This window comes from Campylobacter sp. CFSAN122748 (assembly GCF_045277125.1).
Classification (GTDB): Bacteria; Campylobacterota; Campylobacteria; order Campylobacterales; family Campylobacteraceae; genus Campylobacter_D; species Campylobacter_D jejuni.
Genome location: NZ_CP116953.1, coordinates 531,261 through 555,428, shown reverse-complemented (window position 1 = coordinate 555,428; position 24,168 = coordinate 531,261). Strand labels below are relative to the sequence as shown.

Annotated in this window: 26 protein-coding genes and 1 other RNA gene; 3 read left to right on the top strand and 24 right to left on the bottom strand. The window is 31.5% G+C overall.

The features are described from left to right. Positions 1–38: 38 nt before the first annotated feature. Positions 39–974: an NAD(P)-binding domain-containing protein gene (locus OT390_RS02960; protein ID WP_002859083.1), complete on the bottom strand. Its 936-nt coding sequence runs from the start codon at positions 972–974 to the stop codon at positions 39–41. Between the two features lie 70 nt (positions 975–1,044). Between OT390_RS02960 and OT390_RS02955 the strand changes: the two genes are divergently transcribed. Together OT390_RS02955 and OT390_RS02950 are read left to right on the top strand one after the other, a co-directional pair. Then, positions 1,045–2,277, top strand: coding sequence for a glutamate-5-semialdehyde dehydrogenase (locus OT390_RS02955; protein ID WP_002887669.1), 1,233 nt, complete (start codon positions 1,045–1,047; stop codon positions 2,275–2,277). Continuing rightward, complete coding sequence (locus OT390_RS02950) at positions 2,274–3,359, top strand: FUSC family protein (protein ID WP_002859081.1); 1,086 nt, start codon at positions 2,274–2,276, stop codon at positions 3,357–3,359. The genes OT390_RS02955 and OT390_RS02950 overlap by 4 nt, the downstream gene beginning before the upstream one ends. Here the strand turns inward: OT390_RS02950 and OT390_RS02945 are convergent. From OT390_RS02945 to efp, 6 genes are all read right to left on the bottom strand, one after another. After that, positions 3,356–4,153: an amidohydrolase family protein gene (locus OT390_RS02945; protein ID WP_406611510.1), complete on the bottom strand. Its 798-nt coding sequence runs from the start codon at positions 4,151–4,153 to the stop codon at positions 3,356–3,358. The genes OT390_RS02950 and OT390_RS02945 overlap by 4 nt on opposite strands. A gap of 10 nt (positions 4,154–4,163) precedes the next feature. Continuing rightward, the gene (locus OT390_RS02940) at positions 4,164–5,438 is read right to left on the bottom strand and encodes an SLC13 family permease (protein ID WP_406611521.1); all 1,275 of its coding nucleotides are present in this window, start codon (positions 5,436–5,438) and stop codon (positions 4,164–4,166) included. Positions 5,439–5,575: 137 nt separating this feature from the next. Next, entirely contained in the window at positions 5,576–6,580 is a 1,005-nt protein-coding gene (locus OT390_RS02935) for a DUF2891 domain-containing protein (protein WP_032587553.1), read from the bottom strand. A 9-nt stretch (positions 6,581–6,589) separates the two neighbouring features. Continuing rightward, the gene (locus tag OT390_RS02930; RefSeq protein WP_002859936.1) at positions 6,590–7,543 is read right to left on the bottom strand and encodes a DUF979 domain-containing protein; all 954 of its coding nucleotides are present in this window, start codon (positions 7,541–7,543) and stop codon (positions 6,590–6,592) included. After that, on the bottom strand, positions 7,530–8,222 hold the full coding sequence (locus OT390_RS02925) for a DUF969 domain-containing protein (protein ID WP_002856730.1): 693 nt from the start codon (positions 8,220–8,222) through the stop codon (positions 7,530–7,532). The genes OT390_RS02930 and OT390_RS02925 overlap by 14 nt, the downstream gene beginning before the upstream one ends. Positions 8,223–8,381: 159 nt before the next feature. Next, positions 8,382–8,951 carry an elongation factor P gene (gene efp, locus OT390_RS02920; protein WP_002855210.1) on the bottom strand — a complete coding sequence of 190 codons (570 nt, stop codon included), beginning with the start codon at positions 8,949–8,951 and terminating at the stop codon, positions 8,382–8,384. Positions 8,952–9,064: 113 nt separating this feature from the next. Between efp and rnpB the strand changes: the two genes are divergently transcribed. Continuing rightward, positions 9,065–9,385: RNase P RNA component class A (rnpB, locus tag OT390_RS02915), an RNA gene on the top strand. Here rnpB and OT390_RS02910 read toward each other — a convergent pair. The 17 genes from OT390_RS02910 to sucD form a co-directional block, all read right to left on the bottom strand. Beyond that, the gene (locus OT390_RS02910) at positions 9,383–9,658 is read right to left on the bottom strand and encodes a hypothetical protein (protein ID WP_002776186.1); all 276 of its coding nucleotides are present in this window, start codon (positions 9,656–9,658) and stop codon (positions 9,383–9,385) included. The two genes, rnpB and OT390_RS02910, sit on opposite strands and share 3 nt — an antisense overlap. Beyond that, a complete protein-coding gene (gene fliS, locus OT390_RS02905; protein WP_002776169.1) occupies positions 9,639–10,025 on the bottom strand; it encodes a flagellar export chaperone FliS in 387 nt (128 codons plus the stop codon). Before fliS ends, OT390_RS02910 begins: the two co-directional genes overlap by 20 nt. Before the next feature lie 11 nt (positions 10,026–10,036). Further along, positions 10,037–11,965 (bottom strand): flagellar filament capping protein FliD, encoded by a 1,929-nt coding sequence (gene fliD / locus OT390_RS02900; RefSeq protein ID WP_032586543.1) that lies wholly within the window; start codon positions 11,963–11,965, stop codon positions 10,037–10,039. A 2-nt stretch (positions 11,966–11,967) separates the two neighbouring features. Beyond that, positions 11,968–12,333, bottom strand: coding sequence for a FlaG family protein (locus OT390_RS02895; protein WP_002776146.1), 366 nt, complete (start codon positions 12,331–12,333; stop codon positions 11,968–11,970). Positions 12,334–12,489: 156 nt separating this feature from the next. Then, on the bottom strand, positions 12,490–14,292 hold the full coding sequence (locus OT390_RS02890; RefSeq protein ID WP_002867682.1) for a menaquinone biosynthesis decarboxylase: 1,803 nt from the start codon (positions 14,290–14,292) through the stop codon (positions 12,490–12,492). After that, positions 14,289–15,212, bottom strand: a complete 924-nt coding sequence (gene hemC, locus OT390_RS02885) for a hydroxymethylbilane synthase (RefSeq protein ID WP_002820769.1) — start codon at positions 15,210–15,212, stop codon at positions 14,289–14,291. Before hemC ends, OT390_RS02890 begins: the two co-directional genes overlap by 4 nt. Further along, positions 15,209–15,598 carry an FxsA family membrane protein gene (fxsA, locus tag OT390_RS02880; RefSeq protein WP_002854991.1) on the bottom strand — a complete coding sequence of 130 codons (390 nt, stop codon included), beginning with the start codon at positions 15,596–15,598 and terminating at the stop codon, positions 15,209–15,211. The genes hemC and fxsA overlap by 4 nt, the downstream gene beginning before the upstream one ends. Then, entirely contained in the window at positions 15,595–17,304 is a 1,710-nt protein-coding gene (locus OT390_RS02875) for a proline--tRNA ligase (RefSeq protein WP_014516719.1), read from the bottom strand. The genes fxsA and OT390_RS02875 overlap by 4 nt, the downstream gene beginning before the upstream one ends. Beyond that, positions 17,288–18,586 carry a glutamyl-tRNA reductase gene (gene hemA, locus OT390_RS02870; RefSeq protein ID WP_406611509.1) on the bottom strand — a complete coding sequence of 433 codons (1,299 nt, stop codon included), beginning with the start codon at positions 18,584–18,586 and terminating at the stop codon, positions 17,288–17,290. The genes OT390_RS02875 and hemA overlap by 17 nt, the downstream gene beginning before the upstream one ends. Next, the gene (locus OT390_RS02865) at positions 18,586–19,479 is read right to left on the bottom strand and encodes a hexaprenyl-diphosphate synthase (RefSeq protein ID WP_002867680.1); all 894 of its coding nucleotides are present in this window, start codon (positions 19,477–19,479) and stop codon (positions 18,586–18,588) included. The genes hemA and OT390_RS02865 overlap by 1 nt, the downstream gene beginning before the upstream one ends. Positions 19,480–19,492: 13 nt before the next feature. After that, entirely contained in the window at positions 19,493–20,029 is a 537-nt protein-coding gene (locus OT390_RS02860) for a hypothetical protein (RefSeq protein ID WP_002858491.1), read from the bottom strand. A 2-nt stretch (positions 20,030–20,031) separates the two neighbouring features. After that, positions 20,032–20,295 carry a DUF2018 family protein gene (locus OT390_RS02855; RefSeq protein WP_002854834.1) on the bottom strand — a complete coding sequence of 88 codons (264 nt, stop codon included), beginning with the start codon at positions 20,293–20,295 and terminating at the stop codon, positions 20,032–20,034. Positions 20,296–20,433: 138 nt separating this feature from the next. Beyond that, a complete protein-coding gene (locus tag OT390_RS02850; protein ID WP_002812564.1) occupies positions 20,434–20,991 on the bottom strand; it encodes a 2-oxoacid:acceptor oxidoreductase family protein in 558 nt (185 codons plus the stop codon). After that, positions 20,988–21,833 carry a 2-oxoglutarate ferredoxin oxidoreductase subunit beta gene (locus tag OT390_RS02845; protein ID WP_002854895.1) on the bottom strand — a complete coding sequence of 282 codons (846 nt, stop codon included), beginning with the start codon at positions 21,831–21,833 and terminating at the stop codon, positions 20,988–20,990. Before OT390_RS02845 ends, OT390_RS02850 begins: the two co-directional genes overlap by 4 nt. After that, positions 21,834–22,958 (bottom strand): 2-oxoglutarate synthase subunit alpha, encoded by a 1,125-nt coding sequence (locus OT390_RS02840; RefSeq protein WP_002858560.1) that lies wholly within the window; start codon positions 22,956–22,958, stop codon positions 21,834–21,836. A gap of 8 nt (positions 22,959–22,966) precedes the next feature. Continuing rightward, the gene (locus OT390_RS02835) at positions 22,967–23,278 is read right to left on the bottom strand and encodes a 4Fe-4S binding protein (protein ID WP_002854819.1); all 312 of its coding nucleotides are present in this window, start codon (positions 23,276–23,278) and stop codon (positions 22,967–22,969) included. A gap of 14 nt (positions 23,279–23,292) precedes the next feature. Beyond that, a complete protein-coding gene (gene sucD, locus OT390_RS02830) occupies positions 23,293–24,162 on the bottom strand; it encodes a succinate--CoA ligase subunit alpha (protein ID WP_002859070.1) in 870 nt (289 codons plus the stop codon). Positions 24,163–24,168 lie beyond the last annotated feature (6 nt).

The window sequence follows — 24,168 nt, the reverse complement described above, 5'->3', positions numbered from 1 at the left end:
ATTAAACTAAAATAAAAATTTAGCCCAAAGGCTAAATTTTAAAGCACAGAAAGAATTTTCACAGCGTCATTTAACCCTGTAACTATACTTGCTCCATTTTTAGTAGCAATATCTCCTGCTACAAAGATGCCTTTAACATTGCTTTGTTTGTTTTTATCCATTAAAGGCACGCCTTTATCATCAACATTAATCCCACATTTTTGTAAAAAATCAAGTGGAGTAGAACCACCAATAGCATAAATGATTCTATCATAAATATCGCTTGTACCATCGGTAAAATTTACTTTAGCTTTGCCATTATCATCTTCTACTTCATTAATGTCAATTCCTAATTTTAACTCTACCTTACCCGAATTTCCAGCTTCGTGAATATCTTTAAGATTTATATCATTTAATCTTGTAAATTCTTTTTTACGATAACAAAGGCTAACTTGATTTGAATTTGCCAAATCCACAGCGTATTCTGCTGCTGAATTTCCGCCACCTACAACAAGAATTTTTTCATTTCCCAAAACTGAATTGGCATTAAAATTAATGATTTTTGTTAAAGTCATAGGAAGTTTGTAATCAGGTTTATTAGGTTTACCCATTCTACCTATAGCAACAATAATGTTTTTACACTCATAAACACCTTTAGCTGTACTTACTAAAAAAACTCCATTTTCATTTTTAACGCTCTCAACTTCAGAACCAAATTCAACTTCTATATTGTGCTCTTTTAAAGCGTTTTGAAAAGTTTCTATAGTGCTTTCTTTGGTGCCATCTTCAAAAGGAACATGTCCGTGATTGGTTCCTTCGCATCCCTTATAAGCTTTATCTACTCTTTTGCCATCCTTATAAAATTGCATTAAAGTTTGACAAATGTTATTTGATTTTTCTAGTATCAAAACTTCTTTGTTTTTAAGCTTGGCTTCAACTGCACAGCCTATCCCTGTTGGACCTGCACCTACTACAATTAAATCTATTTTTTTCATTTATATTTACCTTTCAATTCTAAATTTTTTTGTATAATTTATCAAGTTTTTTGTAAATAAAGGATTAAAAATGCGAAATTTGCTTGAAAATATTAAGAAAAATTCTCAAAAACTACTTAACTTAACGCCCAAAGATAAAGAAAAAATTATTCTAAAATTAGCTCAAATTTTAAGAGAAAATTTCAAAATTATCCTAGAAGCAAATAAAAAAGATATGGCAAATTTCACAAAAAGCGGAGCAATGAAAGATAGGCTTTTGTTAGATGAAAAACGTATTTTAGCTCTTTGCGAAGGCCTAGAAAAAATCGCTTACATCGAAGATCCTATAGGCAAAATTTCTAAAGGCTGGAAAAATTATGCGGGTTTAAACATACAAAAAATAAGCATTCCTTTAGGACTCATTTGTGTTATTTACGAAGCAAGGCCTAGTCTTAGCGCTGAAATCGCAGCTTTAATGATAAAAAGTTCCAATGCTTGTGTATTTAAAGGCGGAAGTGAAGCAAAATTTACAAATGAGGCTATATTTACTCTTGTTAATAAAGTACTTAAGGAATTTGATTTGCAAGATTGTTTTGCTATGTTTACCCAAAGAGATGAAATCTTGCAAATTCTAGCCTTTGATGATTTAATCGATGTGATCATACCTCGCGGAAGTTCAAATATGATACAAGAAATTGCAAACAATACCAAAATTCCTCTCATTAAGCAAAATAAAGGCTTGTGTCATGCTTTTGTAGATCAAAGTGCTAACTTAGATATGGCTTTAAAAATAATCCTTAATGCAAAGTGTCAAAGAGTAAGTGTTTGTAACGCTTTAGAAACGCTTTTAATCCATGAAAAAATTGCTAAAAATTTTATAAGTCTTTTAATACCTGAATTTGAAAAATTTAAGGTAAAAATTCACGCCCATGAAAATGCTTTGGCTTATTTTAACAACTCAAATTTAGAAATTTTTAAAGCAAATGAAAATACCTTTGATACAGAATGGCTTGATTTTGCTTTAAGTGTAAAATTAGTAAAAGATTGCGATGAAGCTATAGAGCATATCAATAAACACAGCTCCTTGCATTCTGAAACCATTATCTCAAATGATGCTTCAAATATCGCTAAATTTCAACGCCTTATAAACTCATCTTGTATTTATGCTAATGCTTCAACGCGTTTTAGCGATGGAGGAGAATTTGGCTTTGGTGGAGAAGTTGGAATTTCAACCAGCAAATTACATGCAAGAGGTCCTATGGGGATTGAAGATATTTGCACTTATAAATATATAATCAATGGGGAAGGACAAATTCGAGAGTGAATAAAATAGAAATACTAAAGCAACACTTTAAAGAAATTGCTAAATTAAATTCAAGCGAACAAGTTTGGCAAATGCCTTTTTTTGCGGCTTTAGGCGTAGGTATAGTTTTAGGGCTTAGTGTATTTTTTGGAAAATTAAACTATGGACTCATTGCCATGATAGGAGCTTTGTCTTTTTTATATGTTCCAAACACTCCTTTATATCATAGAATGGCTGTTGTGATGTGCTGTTCTTTTGGCATAGTTTCTAGTTTTTTCTTAGGAATTTTAACTCATTTTTTGCCTGCAATTTTTGCCTTCATCCCTATAGGAATTATGGCCATGGGAAGTTCTATTTTAATTAGATACTATAACATTGGTGCACCTGGATATTTTTTCTTTGTATTTTCTTGTGTTTTAGGAGCCTATTCTCCTTTTGAAGCTAAGGATTTTATCTTTTTAGTAGGTCTTGTTTTTCTTGGAGCAATGGTAGCTAATTTAATGGCTTTGTTATATTCTATCGTTGTGATTTATGGATTTAAAAATGCTTTACCTAGCGAAATTCCACCTAGAGAATACATAGGTTTTGATGCAGTTTTTGTGGATTCTTTGATCATGGGTTCTTTTGTGGCTTTTTCTATATTTATAGGAACTTTTTTAGAACTTGAAAGAAGTTATTGGATAGCCATTTCTTGCACGGCTATTATGCAAGGTGTAACTTTAAATTCTATATGGATTAAACAAATTCAACGCATCATAGGAACGGCCTTAGGAGTATGTTTTGCATGGTGGCTTTTATCTAAACAATTTCACGATATAGAGCTTATTTTACTTATGATGTCTTTGTTTTTTATAGGACAATTTTTAGTCAATCGAAACTATGCTTTAGCTATGATTTTCTTTACTCCTTATGCTACTTATCTTTCGGAAGCAGCTAATTTTATGAGTGAAAATGCAGATAAATTAATACTCGCTCGTTTAATTGATGTTGTAATAGGAAGCATTTTAGGGCTTTTAGGTGGTTTTGTGATTTACAAACCTTATCTAAGAGTGCATTTTGAACGCATTGCAAAATACATCTTTAGGATAAAACAAAAAGCTTAAAAGCCAAATAAAGCACAAGCATTATCCCCTAAAATTTGCTCTTGTTCTTTTTTAGATACGACAACTTCATTAAAAGCTACTAGAGCCGATGAAAAATTAACATTTGATTCAAAATTTGTATGTGGCCAATCGCTTCCAAAAACAAAATTGCTAAGTGGAAAATGTTCTTTTAAAATTTCATATATTTTCTTTGCAAATTTTACAGCTTGTTCATTATTAGCATAATCTATTTTTGCTCTATAAAAACCGCTAATTTTAAAAAATATTCTAGAGTTTTTTAAGCAAATTAAATCCTCTAAATTTGTTAAGTTTGCATTAGCTCTTGCTAAATGATCGATAACAATATTACAACCATAAGGAATTAAATTTTCAACAATATCAACAAGATTATTATCTAAATCTCTTTGAATTTCTATTTGCATTTTAAGCTTACTTAAATTTTCAAAAAATTGAGTCCAAACCATACTTTTAAAATTTGGCAATTCTTTGCCAATTAAATTTAATCTAACTCCATAAGCTTTTCTTTCTTTTAGTTTTTTAAGCTCATCAAATTTAATATTTTCATCAACCACAACTATAGCTTTTATATTTTCATCTTTTTCGATACTCTGAAGTAAAAATTCATTATCAACACCTAAAAAACTTGGCTGAACTAAAATCCCTTTATCAAAATCATAATGATCTAAATTTGCCTTATAATCTTTAAAACTAGCGTCATAATCAGGTTTATATCTTGCATTTGCAACCGTATTTAACTTTTTCAAAAATATATGTGCATGAGTATCAATCTTCATTAAATTATCCTTATAAAATAAAACTCATTATAATAGTGGCTAAAATCGCCGCTATAAATCCTATAGGCACAGCTTTAATAAGTAAATCTTTAAATAATTTTTCCTTATATTTGTCAGGACAAGATCCTAAAATTAGACTTCCTCCAGAAGAAAAAGGAGAAATAGCAGAAGCTTGAGCCCCTACAACAATACAAGAAAAAAGCAATGCCTCGCTTAATCCACTGCTTGCAGCAATGCTTGGAACTATAGGAAAAAGCGCTGGAGTAACCACACCCAAAGTACTTGAAAAAAGCGACATAAAAGCTGCAATAGCACACATTATTAACGGAATAAAAATCACATTGATCTCATTTTCTACAAGATCTGAAAATAATTTTATAACCCCTGCTTCAACTGCTATGCTAATTAACATCCCTACTCCACAAATCATTATCAAGGTTCCCCAAGGAATTAAAGCAACAACTTGTTTCTCATCGGCTAATTTTAAAAATAAAGCAATGGCAACAAAAATCATGGCTATCATGGCTATATCTATTTTTTTATTAAAATAACTAATTGTCTCATTATGTGGAAAAATAATATTTAGCACAGGAAAGATTAAAACAACAACAATCATCATAAACATGAGAATTAAAGTAGTTTTTTGTTTATAATCAAATGGATCAGGTTTTAAAATAACACTAATTTTTATATTATTTTTAAAAGCATTAAACACAAAAAAAGATAATACCACAATAGGCAAGATTATAGTAAAAGCAAAAATAATACTAGAATTTACAAAAGCTTCATTTGCTTCAATGCCTGAATTTTCCATCAATCCTCGAAAAATAATCCCGCTTTGAGAAGTCATAAAATTTGCTCCTCCCAAAGCACCATAATTTATAGCCATAGCTCCAGCAATTTTGCTTAAACCGATTTTATCGCAAAGTAAAAAAGTAAGTGGTGCCATAAAAGCTAAAACTGTATAAAAACCTGCTCCTAAAGCAGCTATAATAGCACTAACCACAAAAATAACAAAAGGAAGCAAATAAGGATGATTAGCAAAACGATACATCAAATGTCCAGCTAATTTTTCAAGAGTTCTATTTACGGTTGCAAAATTATAAAACAATGAGACAGCAAAAATAACAAAAAATATAGAAATAGGCCAAAAAGCTATGATTTTTTTAGGAGCTAAATCCATAAAAAAAGCTCCTATAATATAAGCAAAAATCATAGCAAAAATTCCAACATTATGTCTAGTAATATAGCCCAAAATAATAGCCACTATAATACTAGAGATGATTAAAAAAAACCATTATCATCCTTTAAAATATTATAGGGCTTATAATATCAAAAAATATATTTTTCAAAGCATAAAAACAAAATCTAAATTTAAAAAATATCTATTTAGCAACAAATTTACTCATCTTATGAAATTTTTTATAAAATATCCACATCCAGAGCAAGCAAAGCAAAGCTTCCTAGCCAATGCGACCCAAGATAATCATCTTCTATATGAGCTATAGCTTTATCAAAATGCTCTGTAGCATTGTTTCTTAAAAGAATTTTTAAATTTTCATCGCAAAAATTTGAAAGTATTTTAAAACACCAAGCACGGCTTAAATTTAACCCATCTAAATGTGCTATTTTACCATCGCTCCTATCACTCACACTCACAGGGGTAAATAAAGTTGCAGGCTCTTTTGCTTCTAAATTTGGCAAATATGCTTTAAAAAATTTTACAAAATCATTTTTATGTAAAACAGCACTTAAAAGCACCGCTTCCATCAAAACAGGAGATAAAAACTCATCTCCACAAGGCTCTAAAGCTTGCATATTTTTATCATTTAAAAACCACTTTTTAGCACTTTGGATGATGCAATACTCCAATTCTTGATCTTTTTTAAATCTTGCATATTCTAAAGCAAAATACAAAGCAAAAGAGCTATTAAAATGGGTTCCAACTCGTATAGGATAATCCATCTTAGGTAAAAACTCCTTAACTTCTTTAACAAAGAAATCAGCTATGCCTTCTAAATTTTTAGCCCAAATTTCAGCTTTGTCATTTTCTTTAGCAAGTAAATTTATCTCCAAAGTCAGTTTTAAAAACCATCCCCATCCATAAGGTCTTTCAAAACCTTTGTGTGCAGGGTTTTGAAGATATTTAAGCTCTCCTTCTGCTTTTTCTTTGCTAAATTGAGAATCTAGAGCTTTGATGATTTCATCCTTTGGAGCAAAATGAGAAAAATCTTTTAAAATTTTCACCAAAAGCCAGTGAGAATGCACGCTAGAATGCCAATCATAAGAACCATAAAATATAGGATACATAAGTTTTGGCGGTTTAATATCATTGATATCATTAAAAGAATGTGTGATTTTATTTGGCAATTCTCTAAAAATATTTTCTAGTGCAATAAAGCTAAATTGTTTTATAAATTTTTCCATTGTTTCTCCTTAAAATCTAAAAGCTAAAAAATACATTAAAAAGATATTAGCTACAAGCAAAACAAGTCCTGACATAAACTGGGCTTTAATTACGCCATTTTTATCATCCAAATTTAAAAGTGCCGCAGGAACTATATTAAAATTTGCAGCCATAGGCGTCATTAAAGTTCCGCAAAATCCACTAAGCATTCCAATCGCACCTATAATAGCAGGATTTGCATGCATTTGTATGATTAAAATCGGCAAAGCAATAGCAGCAGTAATCACAGGAAAAGCTGCAAAAGCATTGCCCATTACTATAGTAAAAAGCGCCATAGCGATACAATACACAGCTACTGCAATAAAAGCATTATCCAAACTAATATAACTAGATAAAAGTTTAGATACTTGATCGCCCATTCCTGTAGAAACAAAAACTACCCCAAGTGTAGCCAAAATTTGCGGTAAAAGCGCCGCCCAACTAATGTGATCCATAGTATGTGCTGCATCTTTAACAGCTCTTTTAGGAGAAGCCTTAAACATAAAACAAGCAACTATTGAAGAAATAATTATACCTATAATCAAAGCCATCAATGTAGCATTTTTATTTTCAAAAAAACTCAAATGGGGAAATAAAAAAGTCCCAATAAGTGTAATCAAAGGAACCATTAAAGCAGGAATAAAAAGTTTATTTTTATAAATATTTGCATGTTTTATCTCGTATTCTTTTTCTTCTTTGCTAACTTCGATCTTTGCTGGTTTTAATAAATTAAACCCTGCTATAAGTGCTAGTAAAATCACTATACAACCCATCACAAAATGAGGCAAAACTCCTGCTAGTAAAAAAGTAAAACTATAACTTATCCAAAATACCCCGCCGCTTATTCTTGATTTTATATCTTTAGCTTGATTAGAAAAACTTAAAATTCCAAAAACTAAAAATAAAATTCCTACAATATAATAAAGTAAATCAAGACTTATCATCACTCAACCCTTTATAAGTTTTTTCCAATCTTTTATCAAATAAATAAAGTCTAGAGCAATGGATAATTAAAGCCAAAATTCCAGTTGGTATAGCCCAAACTGATAAATGCAATGGCTCAACAATAATACCATTGCTCTCATAAAAAGCTTTAATAAATAAAATAGAATGCACGGCTATAAAAATATCCTCTCCAAAAAATACAGCAACATTATCCGTTCCCGCGGAAAAAGCTTTGATTTTTTGACTATCTTTATGTGTTAAGTTTTTAAATTTAAGCTTAGCTGCAGCTTCTGCCATAGGGGCTATTAAAGGTCTTATCATCTGCGCATGTCCGCCTAAAGATAAAAGCCCTAAAGCTGCAGTAACTTGTCTAAAAACAAAATAACACATTAAAATTCGTCCTGTACTGGCAACTTTTATTTTGGATATTAAATTTTTAGCCTGCTCTCTTAAGCCTTTGCGTTCCAAAACAGCAAGTAAAGGTAAAATAAGCCAAATTATAGCAACATAGCGATTATCTACAAAAGATTTTCCTATATCACTAACAACCTTAACAAAATCAAAACCTGAAACAAGTCCAGCATAAATTCCAACTGAAGTTACCACTAAAAAGGGGTTAATCTTTAAAGCAAAACCTAAAACAATCAAAGGTATAGAAGCAAGAAGTAACCATTCCATCAACCATCTCCATAATATGAATTAGAAATATTATAGAAATTTTAAATTGAAGAAAAGTTTAAAAAAATATTTTTAAGAATGGAATGAGAAATTAAGTAACAAAATAAATTTTATATAAATTTAAAAAAGCCTTGGAATAGTCCAAAAGCTTTTTTTGTATTATTTGTTCGCTCTTTCTATATACTCACCACGCACAGTATCAACGCGTATAACTTCACCTTCTAACACATGAAAAGGAATTTGCACTACTGCGCCTGTTTCCAATGTAGCCGGTTTTTTATTTGATCCTTGAGTATCACCCTTAAAATTTGGAGCTGTTTCGATGATTTTGAGTTCAACAACTTGTGGAACTTCTACGCCGATAGCTTTACCATTATGGAAAAGCACATCTACCATCATACCATCAAGCATCCATTTTTTCGCCTCACCTACATCATCATCACTAATAGCTACTTGTTCATATGTTTGCGTATCCATAAATTGGCAATTTTCACCATCATCATAAAGATACTGCATAGTTTTATCTTCTAAATTTGGAGCTTCACATTTATCACCTGCATGGAAAGTTTTTTCAAGTACTTTACCATCAATAAAAGATTTGATTTTAATACGCACAAAAGCAGGACCTTTGCCTGGTTTTACATGCTGATACTCAACTATTTTAAAAGGAATTCCATCGATTTCTATTTTAAGTCCCTTTTTTAAATCACCCATTGAATAAGATGCCATAAATTTCCTTTGTTAAAAAATAAAAAACAATTTTATCAAATTTTGATTGATATCACAATAAAATTATTTTATTTGATGAAAAAATAAGTAAAATTACGTTAAAATCCAAATTTAAAGCATAGTAAATGCTCGCTTCTTTTTAGGAGAGGAAAGTCCGAGCTGCTAAAGACAAACATTCCATCTAACAGATGGCTAGGGTAACCTAAGGGATAGTGCAACAGAAAGAAAACTACCACGCAAGTGGAAAAGGTGAAACGGCGGGGTAAAAGCCCACCAGCGATTTTGGTAACAATTTCGGCTATGTAAACCCAATGTGCAGCAAGAAGGGATGGTTAGCGTCTTTGTTTTAACCCTTCGCTTGATTTTGTTTGCAAAAACAAAACTAGATAAATGAGCATTCAAGACAGAACTCGGCTTATCGCTATGCTTTTTTAAGATTTAAAATATGTCAACGCTTTTTGAAATTTTTGAATTTCAACAGCTTTTGTTTTTTTCTTTTGTTCAATCAGTATAACAGCTTCTTGCAAAAGAGCTTGAACTTGATAAAATACATCATTTGCATTTTCTTTTAAAAAATCTTCTGAAGGCGATTCTTTGGCTAAATTTTTAATAAAAGCTTTCATATCAAGTTCATCAAGTAAATTTTCAAGTTTATTGACATCTTCTTGGATTAATGCAAGTTTAAAATCACTGAGCCACTGTTTCATTGTTATGCACTTCTCTCCAAGCTTCTAGCAAACCTTTGGTTACATTTATAACTTCATTGATTCTATCTTCGTTATTTTCTAAATTTGCCAAAGATAAAAGTTGAATTTCTCTTGTATAAAGCCCGCTTAAATAATGTGCCACTTCTCCGCCTTTTTCATAGTTTAAAGTATTAATAAGCTCTATAAAAATAGCCGTGGTTCTTTTTACAAAATACACTCTTTGTTCTATATCTTCATTTCTTATGGCTACTTTAGCTCTTGCACAAAAACGCAAAATTCCCTCATAAAGCATTTCAATAAGTTTTTGCGGGGACTCTATCCCCACTTGATTTTGAGAATAAGCATTATAGGCTAAATTATTTTGCATCTTTTTTATCCTTAATTATTAGAATTGTTTGCCGCATTAATCATATTAGTCACAGTATTTAGCTGTTGATTGAGTTTATTTAAAATACTCTCATATTGCAACCATTGATTCGCCATTGTATCATATCTTGTATCAATCATAGCCTGAGTCGAGTCTTTAGAGGTATTTAATGATTTAATATCATTTGTCAAACTCTCATCATATTTTGTAATTGAACCGTCTTTTCCAGTCATCTCTTGCAACGTGGCTTTTAATTTTGAAAAAATACCTTTACCTTCTATAGGCTTAGAGGTTATATTTACATCAGACAAACCCAATTCCTTGAGAATGCTACCATCTCCTTTGATTGAAAAATCCGAACTACCATCTCCACTAAAATTCAACCTAAACCCTGTAACATTGTTTTGATTATAGGATTCAACCTTAACTTTTAAGCCTTCAATACCTTTACTGTTTATATGATTAGCTAAATTTTGAAGCAATTCTTCCTCTGTTTTCCCTGTTAATTTAAAATTAGTACCATCAGAATTTTTAGATAAATCATATGTTTGATTATTAAAAACTATAGTAAAATCTCCTGGTTTAAATGCTAAACCATTAGTATTACCTCCATTGGAATTAAGATATTTACTTAAACTTCCTGTCTTAATTACCTCTCCTGTGTGATTAATGTCTTCGTATTTAGTAATATTTGAAAAAAAACTTTCAGTAGAGTCTGGATCTTCTTTAACTTTTTGTTCAAATTTAGAAGAATCAAAACTCAAAGTGCCTGCATCATTTAAACTTAAGCCAAAATCCTGCATAGAAAGCATAACCTTAGTGTTTACTTTATTACCATTTGCATCTTCAGTAGTTCCATCAACAACTTGAGAATCAAACAAATCAGCAAGAATGCTTGAGCGTATTGAATTTACTTCACTGATGCCTTGTAAAGTTCCTTTTGTTCCAGTTTCACTATTATAGTCAGTTGCAGCATTAAGATTGGTTACTAAATCATTATAAGCATCCACCAAATCTTGCATGGCTTTTGTCACACCTTCAAAATCTTGCTGTACATCAAAATTAATTTCACCTGTTTTATTTAAAGTTAAAGTCATTCCTACACCAAGATCGGTAACAGTATTACTTGATCTAAACATCTTAATACCATCAAGTGTGAATTCTGCATTTTGCGCAGTTTGGATATGCAAAGAAGCATCCTTAATACCATAACCTTTTTTATCCTTAGCTGGATCAATAGAACTCGTTGTATCTAATTCCCATCCAAGACTTTTGAATATTTTTTCTGCCTCTAAATCACTTTTATACTGACCCTGCGCATCTTTTTTTCCAGCATAGAAACTTATCGCACTGTCTTCGCCTGTTTCTTTACTGGTTAAAGTTAAGCGGTAAGGAGTGCCTTTCTCTCCTGTGTTTACAATCTTAGCGACAATCTCTCCTCCACTAGCTTCATTAATTTTATCAGCTAAATCTCTATAGGTTGTGTTTTTATCTACCGTAACAGTATATTCTTTGCCATTTGAAAAAAAAGTAAGATCGGTGGTTCCAGTTAAATTTGCATTAATAAAACCACTGTCATTTGCTAATCCTTTGCTTTGATACACATCTTTTTGTGCAAGTTGAGTAACATTGATATTCATGCTTTGCAAAGCAACACCCGAATTAACTGTAAGACTTGCTGGAGGATTATCGCTAATACTTCCTACAACTTTTCTTTTCGCAAAAACCGTAGCATCGGCTAATGATGAAACAGCCGTCTGAAAACTTAGTAATTTAGTTTTGATTTCTGTTAAATCTTTTTGTTTGGTTGTATTTTCTTCAATTTTTTTAGTATAAGGATCAATACGAGCTTTTTGCTCTGCTTCTTTTAATTTATCTATAGTATCTTGAGTTAAAACCCCAGAACCAAATCCTAAACTAGATAGACTACCAAATGCCATTTTTAACTCTCCTTATCAAATATCATTCCTATCACATCCCTAAAATACTCAGCTAATCTCATAGCTTCTTCACTAGGAATTTGACGGATTTCCCTTCCAGTACTTTTTTCAGTCACGCTAATATACATAGAACCGATTTTATCACTATAACCAAAACGAACATTGGTATCTAGAGAATCCATTTGCTCATTTAACTTTTTTGTAATATCAGCCAACTTTTCACTCACACCTCGTTGCTGTCCATCATCGCCTTCTTGGCCTTGACTTCTATCGGTTTGAATGTTTAAACTAGCCTGTGTCTCACTTGTTCTTTGGCTAATGTTTGCCAAAGCTGTATCCATTTGCCCATTTGCCTTCGATATTTCCATTTTAAAATCCTTTTTAAAATTTCCTATTGCTAGTTAAAAGCTTATATCGACAAATTTATAAATTTATGAACACCTATAAAGAAAATTTTATTTTTCAATAATAAAAAAATAATAAGCAAAAACTGTGCCAAAATTTTAAAATAAATCTCAATTATCTTAAAAAATTTCAAATTTATTAAAAAGATCTGGATTATTTTCTAAAATATTACGCAAGATCAAATCTTCTATCACGCTTTTAGTGCAATCTGTTTGCTTAGGCCAAGCTCTTAAATAACCCTCAGCTTCACCTTTAGCACTTGCATCTACTCCAAGTCTTTCTTCTTTGATAAAAATATCTCTTTTAGCATCTATATTATTTACCACACGCCAAACAAGCATATAAGAATTTTCAAGCTTATTTTCAGCATCTAAAAATACTAAAATCCTAAAATGTTTTTTAAATTCTAAAAGTTTGTCAAAACTTTGTTCGATTTTTTCTTTTTTATCAAGCAAAATACAAACTATAGGACTTTTACTTTCTTTATAAAATTGCTTTAAATTTAAAAGTTCTACCTTAGTTTTAAAAAGTTCTAGTAATTTTTCATCTTCTAAAATTTCAAGCTCTTCAACTTGTATTTCTTCGCAAGCATCAAGTCCTGCTTTACCCCCAAAACAAGAATTAGGTGAAGCATGATCTAATTGATCACAAATTCCTTCTGAAATTAAAATTTTCTTTGTATTAAAACGATCTAACATATAAGGAATTAAAGCATCATAATCTTTCAAAGAAGGTGCATTTTTATCCACAAAAATTGCATGCTTAACAAAACTCATTTGCCCTACTCCCCAAAATGCATGCATAATTTGTTGCGCATGAGCGGGATATTTTGCATCGATTTTTGCTAAGATAAGATTATGAAAGACCCCATTTTCAGGCATATTATAATCAATTAAATCAGGTACTGAAGTTTGAAGCAAGGGTAAAAAAATTCTTTCAGTACCAAGCCCCATGATCTTATCTTCTAAAGGAGGCTTTCCTACAACCGTTGCTTGATAGATCGCATCTTTTTTAGCATAAATTTTTTCTACTTTCATCACAGGAAAAAGTTCAGCAGGAGTATAAAAACCCGTATGATCTCCAAAAGGACCTTCGATTTTAAACTCTTCTAAATCCACATAACCTTCAATAACCACATCACTATCATAAGGTATAAAAATACCATTTTCACAAGGAGTAATTTTTGCAGGAGTTTTTTTAATAAAACCATAAAGTAAAAGTTCAAAAATTCCCTTAGGTAAAGGTGCTTGAGAACACCAAATATAAAGCGGATCTCCACCTATGGCTATACTTACAGGCATTTTTTTAAAACCAGCATTTTTGTATTCGTGATAAAAATTTGCCCCATCTTTATGAATTTGCCAATGCATTAAAAGTTCATTTTTATCACTCATTTGCAAACGATACATTCCAAGATTATTTTGAGTTTTATCTAAATTTTGCGTATAAACTTGCCCCATGGTAATAAATTTACCCGCATCATCTTCCCAAGTTTTTAGTATGGGAAGTTCTTCAAGTGAGTTTAAAATTTCATAATCATACAAGGCTTTATTTTTTTTCAGTCTTTTAGGAGGAATATTTTTAAAACTTAACAAATTCATAAAAAAATCCATTTTTGCTTTAAAACTCGTAGGAATATGAAGCTTGGTGAGTTTTGAAATTTCTTCAGCCACCTCTTCATAATCACGTCCAAAAGCTAAATTTAAAGCCTTTTCATTGCAAAAAGTATTCATCAAAACAGGAAATTTATATTGTTTATTTAATTTTTTATCTATAGGATTTTTAAATAATAAAGCCTTCCCTTTTTCTCCTTTTTTAGCTTCTATATAGGCTAAATGAGCGATTTCAAGATCTACATCTACAGGTTCTTCAATTACCCTTAAAAGATCATTTTCTTTTAAAATTTGAATAAATTCTTTCATATCATACTCTCAGCTTTTTTTAAAAGTTCTTTAGCACCTTTAGCAATAAACTCCTTAGCCAAACTCTCTCCAAAACCTTTAAAATCATTCTTTTTAATCATTCTCTTATCTTTTAAAATTTCACTTCCATCGGGTAGTCCAAGTACCGCACGCACACAAATTTCATCTCCCAAGAGCTCTGCGTTAATACCTATAGGAACTTGACAACCTCCTTCTAAAGTAGCAATAAATTCTCTTTCAATGCTTGTTTCAATCAAAGCATTTTCATCATTTAAACATTTTAAAAGTTCTAAAATTTTTTCATCATTTATGCTTTCTATACCTAAAGCTCCTTGAGAAGCCGCAGGAATAAGCTCATCTTTGCTAAATTCATAAACAAAATTCACTTGCTTATCTAAGTTTAAGCGTTTAATTCCCGCCATTGCCAAAATAATCGCATCAAAATCATTATTTTTTAATTTCTCTATACGAGAATTGACATTACCACGCAAAGAAATAATATCTAAATCAGGTCTTAATAATAAAAGCTGCATCTTGCGTCTAAGACTAGTAGTGCCTATTTTTGCACCTTTTGGTAAAGAAAGAAAATCTTTATAATTTTGACTTAGCATAGCATCATTGCTTTGCTCTCTTTTGCTTACCGCTGCCAAAACTAAACCTTGAGGAAAAAAACTAGGCACATCTTTTAAACTATGCACTGCTAAATGTGCTTCTTTTCTTAACATACTTTCTTCAAGTTCTTTTGTAAAAAGTCCTTTACCACCAATTTTTGCCAAAGGAGAATCAAGCAAAACATCGCCTTTTGTTTTAAAACCTTCTAAAAGCACTTCAATTTGATGTGTATTTTTTAAAATTTGGGCTACATGTTCACTTTGCCAAAGAGCTAATTGACTTTTTCTTGTTGCAATAATAAGCTTCATTTTCTATCCTCTATAATTTCAACATCAATAATTTCTTCATTAGAATTTTGATACTCTTGCTTGGTGTATTGATATTTTGATTTAGTTATTAATTTCAAAGCAATACCAAAGAAAAATACAAAAATTCCAAAAACACTTGTAATAATCCCTGGAAAAACAAGTAAAAACCCTGCGATAACAAAAGAAAATTGTGTTAACATATCCTTTAAGCCACCCATTTGAAATTCAAGCATATTTTTCCAAAAAATTCCCAATAAAACCGCACCAAAAATCATACTCAAAAGTATGAAAAATAAAAAATTACCAAAACCAAAAAACACTATAAAAAGTATACTTGCAATAATTTCAAGTACAAATAAAGGGCTTAAACTTAATTTATAATTCATAACACTTTCTTTTTAAGAATTTCCATAAGTTCATCAGTTTTTATAAGTTCTTTTATCAAACCTTCTCTTTGGATAAGCTCTATTTCATTCTTTTCTAATCCTTTACCAACAACTAACGCATAAGGAAAGCCCATAAGTTCAAAATCATTCATTTTAACCCCAAAACGCTCATTTCTATCATCAAGCAATACCTCTAATCCAAGATTAGTTAAATCCTCATAAAGCTTATTAGCAAATTCTAAAGCCTTTTCATCTTTGAGATTTGAAACAATAATTTCAAGCACAAAAGGAGCTAAAGTTTTATTCCAAATACATCCTTTTTCATCATGACTTGCTTCAGTAGCTACAGCCAACAAGCGTGAAACACCTATGCCATAACATCCCATGTAAAAAGGCTGACTTTTGCCATTTTCATCTAAGAAATTTGCATTCATCGCTTTGGAATATTTTTGTCCTAGCTTAAAAATATGCCCTACTTCTATACCTTTACTTTGTTTTAATTTTGCTCCACATTTAACACAACAATCCCCTTCTTTAACTTCAATCAAATCTTTAAAACGATCTTTATTTAAATTTACAACATCAATACCGATTAAATGATAATCTTTTTCATTCGCACCCATAATCATTTGCTTTTCGTTTTCAAGCTCAAAATCTATATAAAAATCTATATCTTTTAATCCCACAAAACCTATAAAACCAGCTACTAAGCCAGCTTTTTCCAATTCTTCTTCGCTCGCATCGACTAGTTCAAGGGCACTGCAAGCATTTTGAGCCTTAACCTCTTGCAAATCATCACTTCCTCTTATAAAAAACACAACTAATTTGCTTTCATTTTCATAAATAGCTTTTTTTACCACTGCTTTAATCGTATAAAAAGCATTGATTTTAAAAAATTGTGCTAAAGAATCTATAGTTTTAATATTTGGAGTGTGAAATTTACTTGCATAATTTGCTTCAGGACGCTCATCTTGACAAGTTTTTTTAGCTCTTTTTGCAGCTTCAACATTAGCCGCATAATCACAATTTTCACAAATTAAAATATCATCTTCCCCATTTTTTGCTAAAACCATAAATTCCTTAGAGCCACTTCCACCAATAGCCCCACTATCAGCTTCAACTGCTCTAAAATCAAGCCCCATTCTTTGTAAAATTTGAGAATAAGTTTTATACATAAGCTCAAACTCACGCCCTAAATCTTCTTCATTAGCATGAAAACTATATCCATCTTTCATTAGAAATTCACGACATCTTAAAAGCCCAAATCTAGGCCTTGCTTCATCACGAAATTTAAGTCCAATTTGATATAAATGCAAAGGAAGTTGTTTATAGCTTGTGATTTTGTTTTTTACCAAAGAAAGCATAGCTTCTTCATGTGTTGGACCTAAAACAAATTCATTTTCTTTTCTGTCTTTAAAACGCAAAAGTTCTTTTCCAAAAACATTGTAACGCCCACTTTCTTGCCACAAACTTGCAGGAGTGATAAAACTAAGATTTACTTCTTGTGCTCCAGCCTTATCCATTTCTTCTTTAACTATATTTTTAATCTTGTCTAAAACTCTTTTTCCCAAAGGCAAGAAATTATAAAGTCCGCTACCAATTTGTTCTACAAAACCCGCACGCGTTAAAAAAATATAACTAGGTAAACTCGCATCTTTTGGCGCTTCTTTTAAACTTGGTGCATAAAATTTAGTAAATCTCATCATTATTCTCCATATCAAATTCACATTTATATTGATTTAAACCTTCAAGATTATTTTGCAAATCAAAAACATAACGCATAGCATTAATCACTGTATCGCTTTGCATTTTACCTTGTAAATGTTTCAAATTTACAGTAGGCGTGTGTAAAAAAGCCTTAAAAACTTGATGAATCAACTTTCTAGCCTCTTCTTTATCAGATTTTTTCAAATATCCTTTTTTTAACGCAATTTCAAGTTGTTTATCTGCATATTCTTTAGCTTGCAAGCGTATAGCTTTGATAATAGGCATCAAAGCCAAATCGTTTAAATACCTAAAAAATTCACTTGTTTCACGACCTATTATCCCATAAGCCATACGAGCTTCTTGTTCTCTTAGTGCTAAATTTTTTTGAACCACAATTTCAAGATCATCTACAGCAAAAACAGATATATTTTCATTTTCATTGATATCAATATCCCTTGGAACTGCAATATCAAAAAAATACCTTTTATAAGAAAGTTCTTCTATTAAAGAATTTGTAATAATAGCATTTGGTGCATTGGTAGCTGAGAAAAAAAACTCGTATTGATTTAAATATTTTTTTAAATTTTCTAAACTATCATATTCGCTTAAAACACCAAGTCTCACACACAAATCTTTAGCTTTTTGTAAATCACGATTTAAAATAATCACCTTAGCACCCGCGGCAATTAAATGTTTTGCCGCAAGTTCTCCCATCTCTCCAGCTCCAATAACAACAGCTTTTTTTTGCGTTAAATCTGCAAGTTCTTTTGCTTTTGCCACGGCAACGCTAGCTACAGAAATAGAATTTTTAGAAATTTGAGTTTCATTGCGTACCTTAGCAGCACATTTAAAAGCACTATGTACTGCTCTTGAAAGGTGTACTCCACAAAAATTATTTTTTACAGCAAAAGCAAAGGCATCTTTTAATTGTCCTGCTATCTGAGTTTCTCCAACCACCAAACTATCCAAAGAACTTGCTACAGAAAAAAGATGGTGGATTGCTCCACTATCTTCAAAAATATCAGCTTTTTCAAGTAAAATATCTTTATCAACATCACAAAGTAAAGCCAAAGATTTAACAATAAACTCCGCACAGGCCATTTTTACAAAAGCAACAATTTCAACACGATTGCAAGTGCTTATAACCAAACATTCTTCAATATTTTCATGAGTGCTAATGATTTTTAAAAACTCACTTTTTTTAGCTTCATTGGAAAAGCTTAACTTTTCCCTTAAGGCAATATCTGTATTTTTATGAGTAAAAGATATACAATAATACATTAAAATTCCCTATCTATCATAGCTTTAATAATATCATTAAGCTTGTTATTATCATATTTTTCAATTGCTTTTCTAGCCTTTTTTGCATAAGTTTTAGCTTCTAAAATAGCTTTTTCTAAAGCTTTTTGTTCTTCAAATTTAGTTTTTAGCCATTCTTTTTCATTTTCATTTAAATCTTTTTTAAATAAAGTCTGCAAATATATCCTATCTTGTTCTTGTAAATTTTCATAAAGATAAATATAAGGCAAGGTAGTTTTACCCTCTTTAAAATCATTCATAGCAGGTTTTCCAAGAATTTTTTCATCACTCTTAATATCTAAAATATCATCAATCATCTGAAAAGCAAGTCCTAAATTTTTACCATATTCTGCAAAATCTTTTTCATATAATCCAGCCAAAATAGCTCCGCATCTAGCACTTGCTTCAATCAAAACAGCTGTTTTATTATAGATCATTTTCAAATAAGCTTCTTTATTGATATTAAATTTCTCTCCCAAATCAACATCCATAAGTTCGCCTATAGCAAGCTTTACAACAGCATCTGAAATAATACTTGCAAATCTAGCATCCATTTTGCTTAATTCATAAAAGGCTTTTGAATACAAAATATCGCCCAACATAAGAGCATTTTTTGTACCAAATTCAGCATTAACAGATCTTGCTCCACGCCTTAATTCACTCTCATCGATAATATCATCATGTAATAAACTAGCAAGATGTATCAATTCTATAGCCGCACAAATTTTAAAAGCAATCTCACTCTCATCTGCGATAGTTAATAATAATTTAGAGCGTAATTTCTTTCCTGATTTTACATTTGAAAGCATATTTAAAATAGGTTCATAGCCAAGCTCTTGTAAAAACTGTTTTATTAATTCATCTATTTTTTGCACTATCTTTTCCTTGTTAATTGCTATTATTATTTTCTTTGCTTGTTAATGGTTTTACCTGAGGTTCGTTAAAATTAATCATAGGAACAACCTGATTATTTTGCGGTGGATTTTGTAAAGCTTTTTTTCTCGGATCTAAAAATTCTACCATTAAGCGAGATTCCTTATCTTCTATATAAACCGTAAAAGTTGCCAAACCTTTATTATAACCACTAAATTCTAAAATAAGTCTTGCTCTATCAATATGTGGATTAGTATAATCAGGTATTAAAGTTTGAGTTACCCAATCTAAATTTCTTCTTAAACTCATCACAAATTGACGCGGATATTTGCGAAATTTCGAATGTACGATGATATTAGTATTATCAAACAAAGTCCAATAAAAATCAAAATTTTGCACCTTATCTTCATAGCCTATTTCTTTAATCTGCACACTAGCTCTCTCATCTTTTTTAAGTATAAATTTATAAGTATAATCAAAAGTTGGTTCAGATGCTAAAACATTACTAAAAATAAAAAAAATACAAATTAAACAAGGGCTTATTTTAAACAATTTTAGCCTTCGTGTCCTAAAATTTTTGCGCCCAATTCTATATAAATATCATTTTGCCTTTCTTCTATAAAATCACCATTTTCTAATATGAAATTTTTTACATCCATTTCTGTTAAACCTTGTTTTTCCAAAAGTTCCACCATGGCAATATGATCAGCAAAAAATTCCTCAAAAACTTTTTCTAAGGCTCCTAAATTTCCATTCTGTATAATTTCTATAAATTTTTCTTTTGGAGTTTTATTAAACATTTCATCAAAAAAATCCATTAATTTTCCTTGAAAATATAAGTTTTTGATTATAAAATTTTAATCGTTAAAAGTAGCTAAATTAAAATAATTAAAATTTAAATTTTATTTGCAATGTGTAAAATTTTAGAAGTTAAATTCCGCATGATGCGGAATTTATTATGAATATGGTTTTGCTTGAGTGGCGTATTTTACACCCAGATCAAAAGCTTTAGCATTTGCATCACGAGTTTTTGCAGGAACCATATGAAGCATAGTTTCTTTTAAAACATCTAAATCTATACATTTGCTCATATAAGCAGCAATTGCAAGTGCAACAACTGATTGAGTAGCCACATTTCCTACCTCATCTTTAGCTATGGTAATAATAGGGATTTCAAAAATTTGCCATTTTTTATAATCTTCACTTTCAGGATGTACTAAATTTGGCTCTACAACTATAATACCTCCTTCTTTTACACCCCCACGAAAACCTTTATAACCCTTATCTGCAGTCGAAAGCATAAAATCTACTTCCCCTTCTACAGCATAAGGAAATAAAATTTCTTTATCATCAATGATAATATCCACCTTAGTAGGACCGCCACGCACTTGTGAAGTATAAGTAGAAGCCTTAAAAGCTTGACGACCTTCTTTAATGGCTGCTTCTGCTAAAATTTCTCCTGCGGTGATAACACCTTGTCCGCCTTCACCGCCAAATCTTAATTGATATTTCATTTTAAAGCTCCTAAATCCACCATTCTTTTTTCTTTGGCTGCACGACGTACTTCTTCATAAGCGTGGCAGTATTCTGGCTGAGAATTATCTTCATGTAAAATTCCTGTTGGAAATTTATCTTTTCTTTCTTCAAAATCCATGCTTTCAAATTTAGCTTTATCCACAACACGATTTTTAATCCAATCAAGCATAGCTACAGCTTCGCCCATTTTGTTTTTTCTGCCTAGATTGATATGACAATTTGAAAAAACATCTACAAAACTATAACCCTTATGCGCTAAAGCCTTATAAATTAAATTTTCAAGCTTATTAGCTTCTATCACATTACCCCTTGCCACAAAAGAAGCTCCTGCAGCTTTAGTTAATTCACACGCATCAAAATTGGGGTCAATATTTCCAAATTGAGCTGTTACTGTATAAAAACCTTTTGGAGTAGTTGGACTTGTTTGAGAATTTGTAAGTCCATAGATGAAATTATTGATTACAATATGTGTTAAATCAATATTTCTGCGACAACCATGTATGGTATGATTTCCACCAATTGCCAAAGTATCCCCATCTCCACTTACTACAATAACATGTTTACTAGGATTGGCTAGTTTAATGCCTGTTGCATAAGCTATTGCTCTACCATGAGTAGTATGAACTGTATTGCAATTTACATAAGAACTCATTCTGCCACTACAACCTATACCCGAAACAAGACAAACATCATCCATATTCCAACCAAGTTTTTCTATCGCGCGGATAATACATTTTAAAACAACACCATCGCCACATCCCCAACACCATTGAGTAGGCATTTTATCTACTCTTAGATATTCATCATAATTAAAAGCCATTTATATATTCTCCTTTACCTTAGCAATAATTTCACTTGGAGTGATAGGACGACCATTTGCACGGTGCAAACTAATAAAATCGCGACGCGAAGTTACTCTTTCAATCTCTTCAAGATATTGTCCCATATTAAGCTCGCTTACCATTACTTTTTTAAATTTGCTTACAACTTCAGCGATTTTTTTCTCAGCCACTGGATAAAGAGTAATCGGACGGAAAAGCCCCACTTTAATCCCTTGCTCTCTTAATCTTTGTATAGCTTCTTTTGCTGAACGACTCACGCTTCCATAAGCAATGATTAAAAACTCAGCATCATCAAGCATATACTCTTCATAAGTACAAATATCTTCTTGATTGTTTTTTATTTTACCTATGAGTCTTTCCATATTTTTTTTCACTATAACTCCATCTTCAGTTGGAAAACCTATATCTCCATGATGAAGTCCTGTAACATGATAACGATAACCTGTAAAGAAAGGATTTAAAGTTGCAGGCTCATTTTCTCCTGCTGCATAAGGTTTATAATCCTTTTTATCGCCTTCAAATTTTTTACGGTTATATACTTTAATATCTTTTAAATCAGGTAAAACCGCTTTACCATTCATGTGCCCTACAGTTTCATCCATAAGTAAAAATACTGGAGTCATATATTTTTCAGCTAAATTAAACGCTCTAATGGTTTCTGTATAAGCTTCTTCAAGACTTGCAGGAGCAATAGCAATACTTGCAAAATCCCCATGAGTTGGTGCTTTAGCTTGAAACAAATCTCCTTGTGCTACACGAGTTGGAAGACCTGTTGAAGGACCACCTCTCATAACATTTACAATCACAAGTGGAATTTCAGCAATAAATGCAAGTCCTATTTGCTCTGCTTTTAAAGAAATTCCAGGACCGCTACTTGCAGTCATGGATTTTACTCCACTCATTGCCGCACCAATAGCCACGCTAATACCTGAAATTTCATCTTCCATTTGTATAAAAGTTCCATCATTTGCAGGAAGCATATGGCTTAATTCATGAGCTATCTCACTACTAGGAGTAATAGGATAACCTCCAAAAAATTTACATCCACAATCAATCGCAGCTTTGGCGATTAAAACATTACCTGTTGCTATAACTTCTCTCATTATTTTTCCTATGCTAATTTTTTGTATTTGTTATTTTTTACGGCTACAGCTCTATCTTTAGCCTCAGCAGTAAGTTTGGCAAATTTAAATTCATCTCTTTTTGCCACCATAATAGCAAAATCAGGGCAATGTGTCTCACACTCGGTACAGCCTATACAGGATTCAGGGTGTACTACCTCTATCATTTGTCCTAAAACCGCATGCACATCATCGCGCATAGCTAAAACCCCAGCGGGGCAATAGCTAACACAAATATTACATGCTTTACATCTATGCTCATCTACCCAAACAGGGGTATCTTTTGGAGCTGTCATACTCATGTTTTTTTCCTTTATTAACCTAATATTTTTTGAATTTCTTCACCAATTAAAGCCGGAGAATCCACCACATGAATTCCATAGCTTTTTAAAGCTTCTTTTTTAGCTGCAGCACTTTCATCAGCACTTCCTACTATGGCACCTGCATGCCCCATTCTTTTGCCTTTAGGAGCAGTTGCACCTGCAATGAATGCTACCACAGGTTTGCTAATATTTTCTTTAATAAATTTAGCCGCTTCCACTTCCAAACTACCACCAATTTCGCCTATCATTATAATAGCCTTAGTTTCATCATCTTTTTGAAATTCACTTAAAAGTTCTTTATAAGCAAGACCTATGATAGGATCACCGCCAATTCCTACTGCAGTAGAAATTCCATAACCACCTTGAACTACCTGATTAGCAGCTTCATAAGTTAAAGTTCCACTTTTTGAAATAAGCCCCACGCAACCTTTTTTAAAAATAAAACCTGGCATAATTCCTAATTTGCATTCTTCAGAAGTGATAATACCTGGACAATTTGGTCCAATGATTTTCATACCCTTTTTATTAGCATATTGCTTAGCAAACATCATATCTTTTACAGGCGTATGCTCGGTGATTACAACTGCAAGCTTAATACCCGCATCAGCTGCTTCAATCACGCTATCACCCACAGCAAAAGCAGGGACAAAGATCAAGCTCACATCAGCCTTTGTTGCTTTAACCGCATCTGCAACGGTATCAAAAACTGGTTTACCTAAATGAGTTTGTCCGCCTTTATGAGGGGTGACACCTCCAACTATATTTGTACCATAAGCCATGCATTGCTCAGCGTGAAAAGTTGCTTCTTTACCTGTAAAACCTTGAACTATTACTTTTGTATTTTTATTAACCAATATACTCATTTTCCA

What these genes read in the sequence shown, in the direction of transcription:
- fliD (WP_032586543.1), bottom strand. Translation starts at nt 11,965, where the DNA reads ATGGCATTTGGTAGTCTATCTAGTTTAGGATTTGGTTCTGGGGTTTTA.
- OT390_RS02855 (WP_002854834.1), bottom strand. Translation starts at nt 20,295, where the DNA reads ATGGATTTTTTTGATGAAATGTTTAATAAAACTCCAAAAGAAAAATTT.
- OT390_RS02945 (WP_406611510.1), bottom strand. Translation starts at nt 4,153, where the DNA reads ATGAAGATTGATACTCATGCACATATATTTTTGAAAAAGTTAAATACG.
- OT390_RS02925 (WP_002856730.1), bottom strand. Translation starts at nt 8,222, where the DNA reads ATGGAATGGTTACTTCTTGCTTCTATACCTTTGATTGTTTTAGGTTTT.
- OT390_RS02930 (WP_002859936.1), bottom strand. Translation starts at nt 7,543, where the DNA reads ATGATAAGTCTTGATTTACTTTATTATATTGTAGGAATTTTATTTTTA.
- efp (WP_002855210.1), bottom strand. Translation starts at nt 8,951, where the DNA reads ATGGCATCTTATTCAATGGGTGATTTAAAAAAGGGACTTAAAATAGAA.
- sucD (WP_002859070.1), bottom strand. Translation starts at nt 24,162, where the DNA reads ATGAGTATATTGGTTAATAAAAATACAAAAGTAATAGTTCAAGGTTTT.
- OT390_RS02960 (WP_002859083.1), bottom strand. Translation starts at nt 974, where the DNA reads ATGAAAAAAATAGATTTAATTGTAGTAGGTGCAGGTCCAACAGGGATA.
- OT390_RS02955 (WP_002887669.1), top strand. Translation starts at nt 1,045, where the DNA reads ATGCGAAATTTGCTTGAAAATATTAAGAAAAATTCTCAAAAACTACTT.
- OT390_RS02840 (WP_002858560.1), bottom strand. Translation starts at nt 22,958, where the DNA reads ATGAGAGAAGTTATAGCAACAGGTAATGTTTTAATCGCCAAAGCTGCG.
- hemC (WP_002820769.1), bottom strand. Translation starts at nt 15,212, where the DNA reads ATGAAGCTTATTATTGCAACAAGAAAAAGTCAATTAGCTCTTTGGCAA.
- fliS (WP_002776169.1), bottom strand. Translation starts at nt 10,025, where the DNA reads ATGCAAAATAATTTAGCCTATAATGCTTATTCTCAAAATCAAGTGGGG.
- OT390_RS02835 (WP_002854819.1), bottom strand. Translation starts at nt 23,278, where the DNA reads ATGAGTATGACAGCTCCAAAAGATACCCCTGTTTGGGTAGATGAGCAT.
- OT390_RS02935 (WP_032587553.1), bottom strand. Translation starts at nt 6,580, where the DNA reads ATGGAAAAATTTATAAAACAATTTAGCTTTATTGCACTAGAAAATATT.
- OT390_RS02850 (WP_002812564.1), bottom strand. Translation starts at nt 20,991, where the DNA reads ATGAAATATCAATTAAGATTTGGCGGTGAAGGCGGACAAGGTGTTATC.
- fxsA (WP_002854991.1), bottom strand. Translation starts at nt 15,598, where the DNA reads ATGAATTATAAATTAAGTTTAAGCCCTTTATTTGTACTTGAAATTATT.
- OT390_RS02890 (WP_002867682.1), bottom strand. Translation starts at nt 14,292, where the DNA reads ATGAAAGAATTTATTCAAATTTTAAAAGAAAATGATCTTTTAAGGGTA.
- OT390_RS02895 (WP_002776146.1), bottom strand. Translation starts at nt 12,333, where the DNA reads ATGGAAATATCGAAGGCAAATGGGCAAATGGATACAGCTTTGGCAAAC.
- hemA (WP_406611509.1), bottom strand. Translation starts at nt 18,586, where the DNA reads ATGTATTATTGTATATCTTTTACTCATAAAAATACAGATATTGCCTTA.
- OT390_RS02875 (WP_014516719.1), bottom strand. Translation starts at nt 17,304, where the DNA reads ATGATGAGATTTACTAAATTTTATGCACCAAGTTTAAAAGAAGCGCCA.
- OT390_RS02845 (WP_002854895.1), bottom strand. Translation starts at nt 21,833, where the DNA reads ATGGCTTTTAATTATGATGAATATCTAAGAGTAGATAAAATGCCTACT.
- OT390_RS02910 (WP_002776186.1), bottom strand. Translation starts at nt 9,658, where the DNA reads ATGAAACAGTGGCTCAGTGATTTTAAACTTGCATTAATCCAAGAAGAT.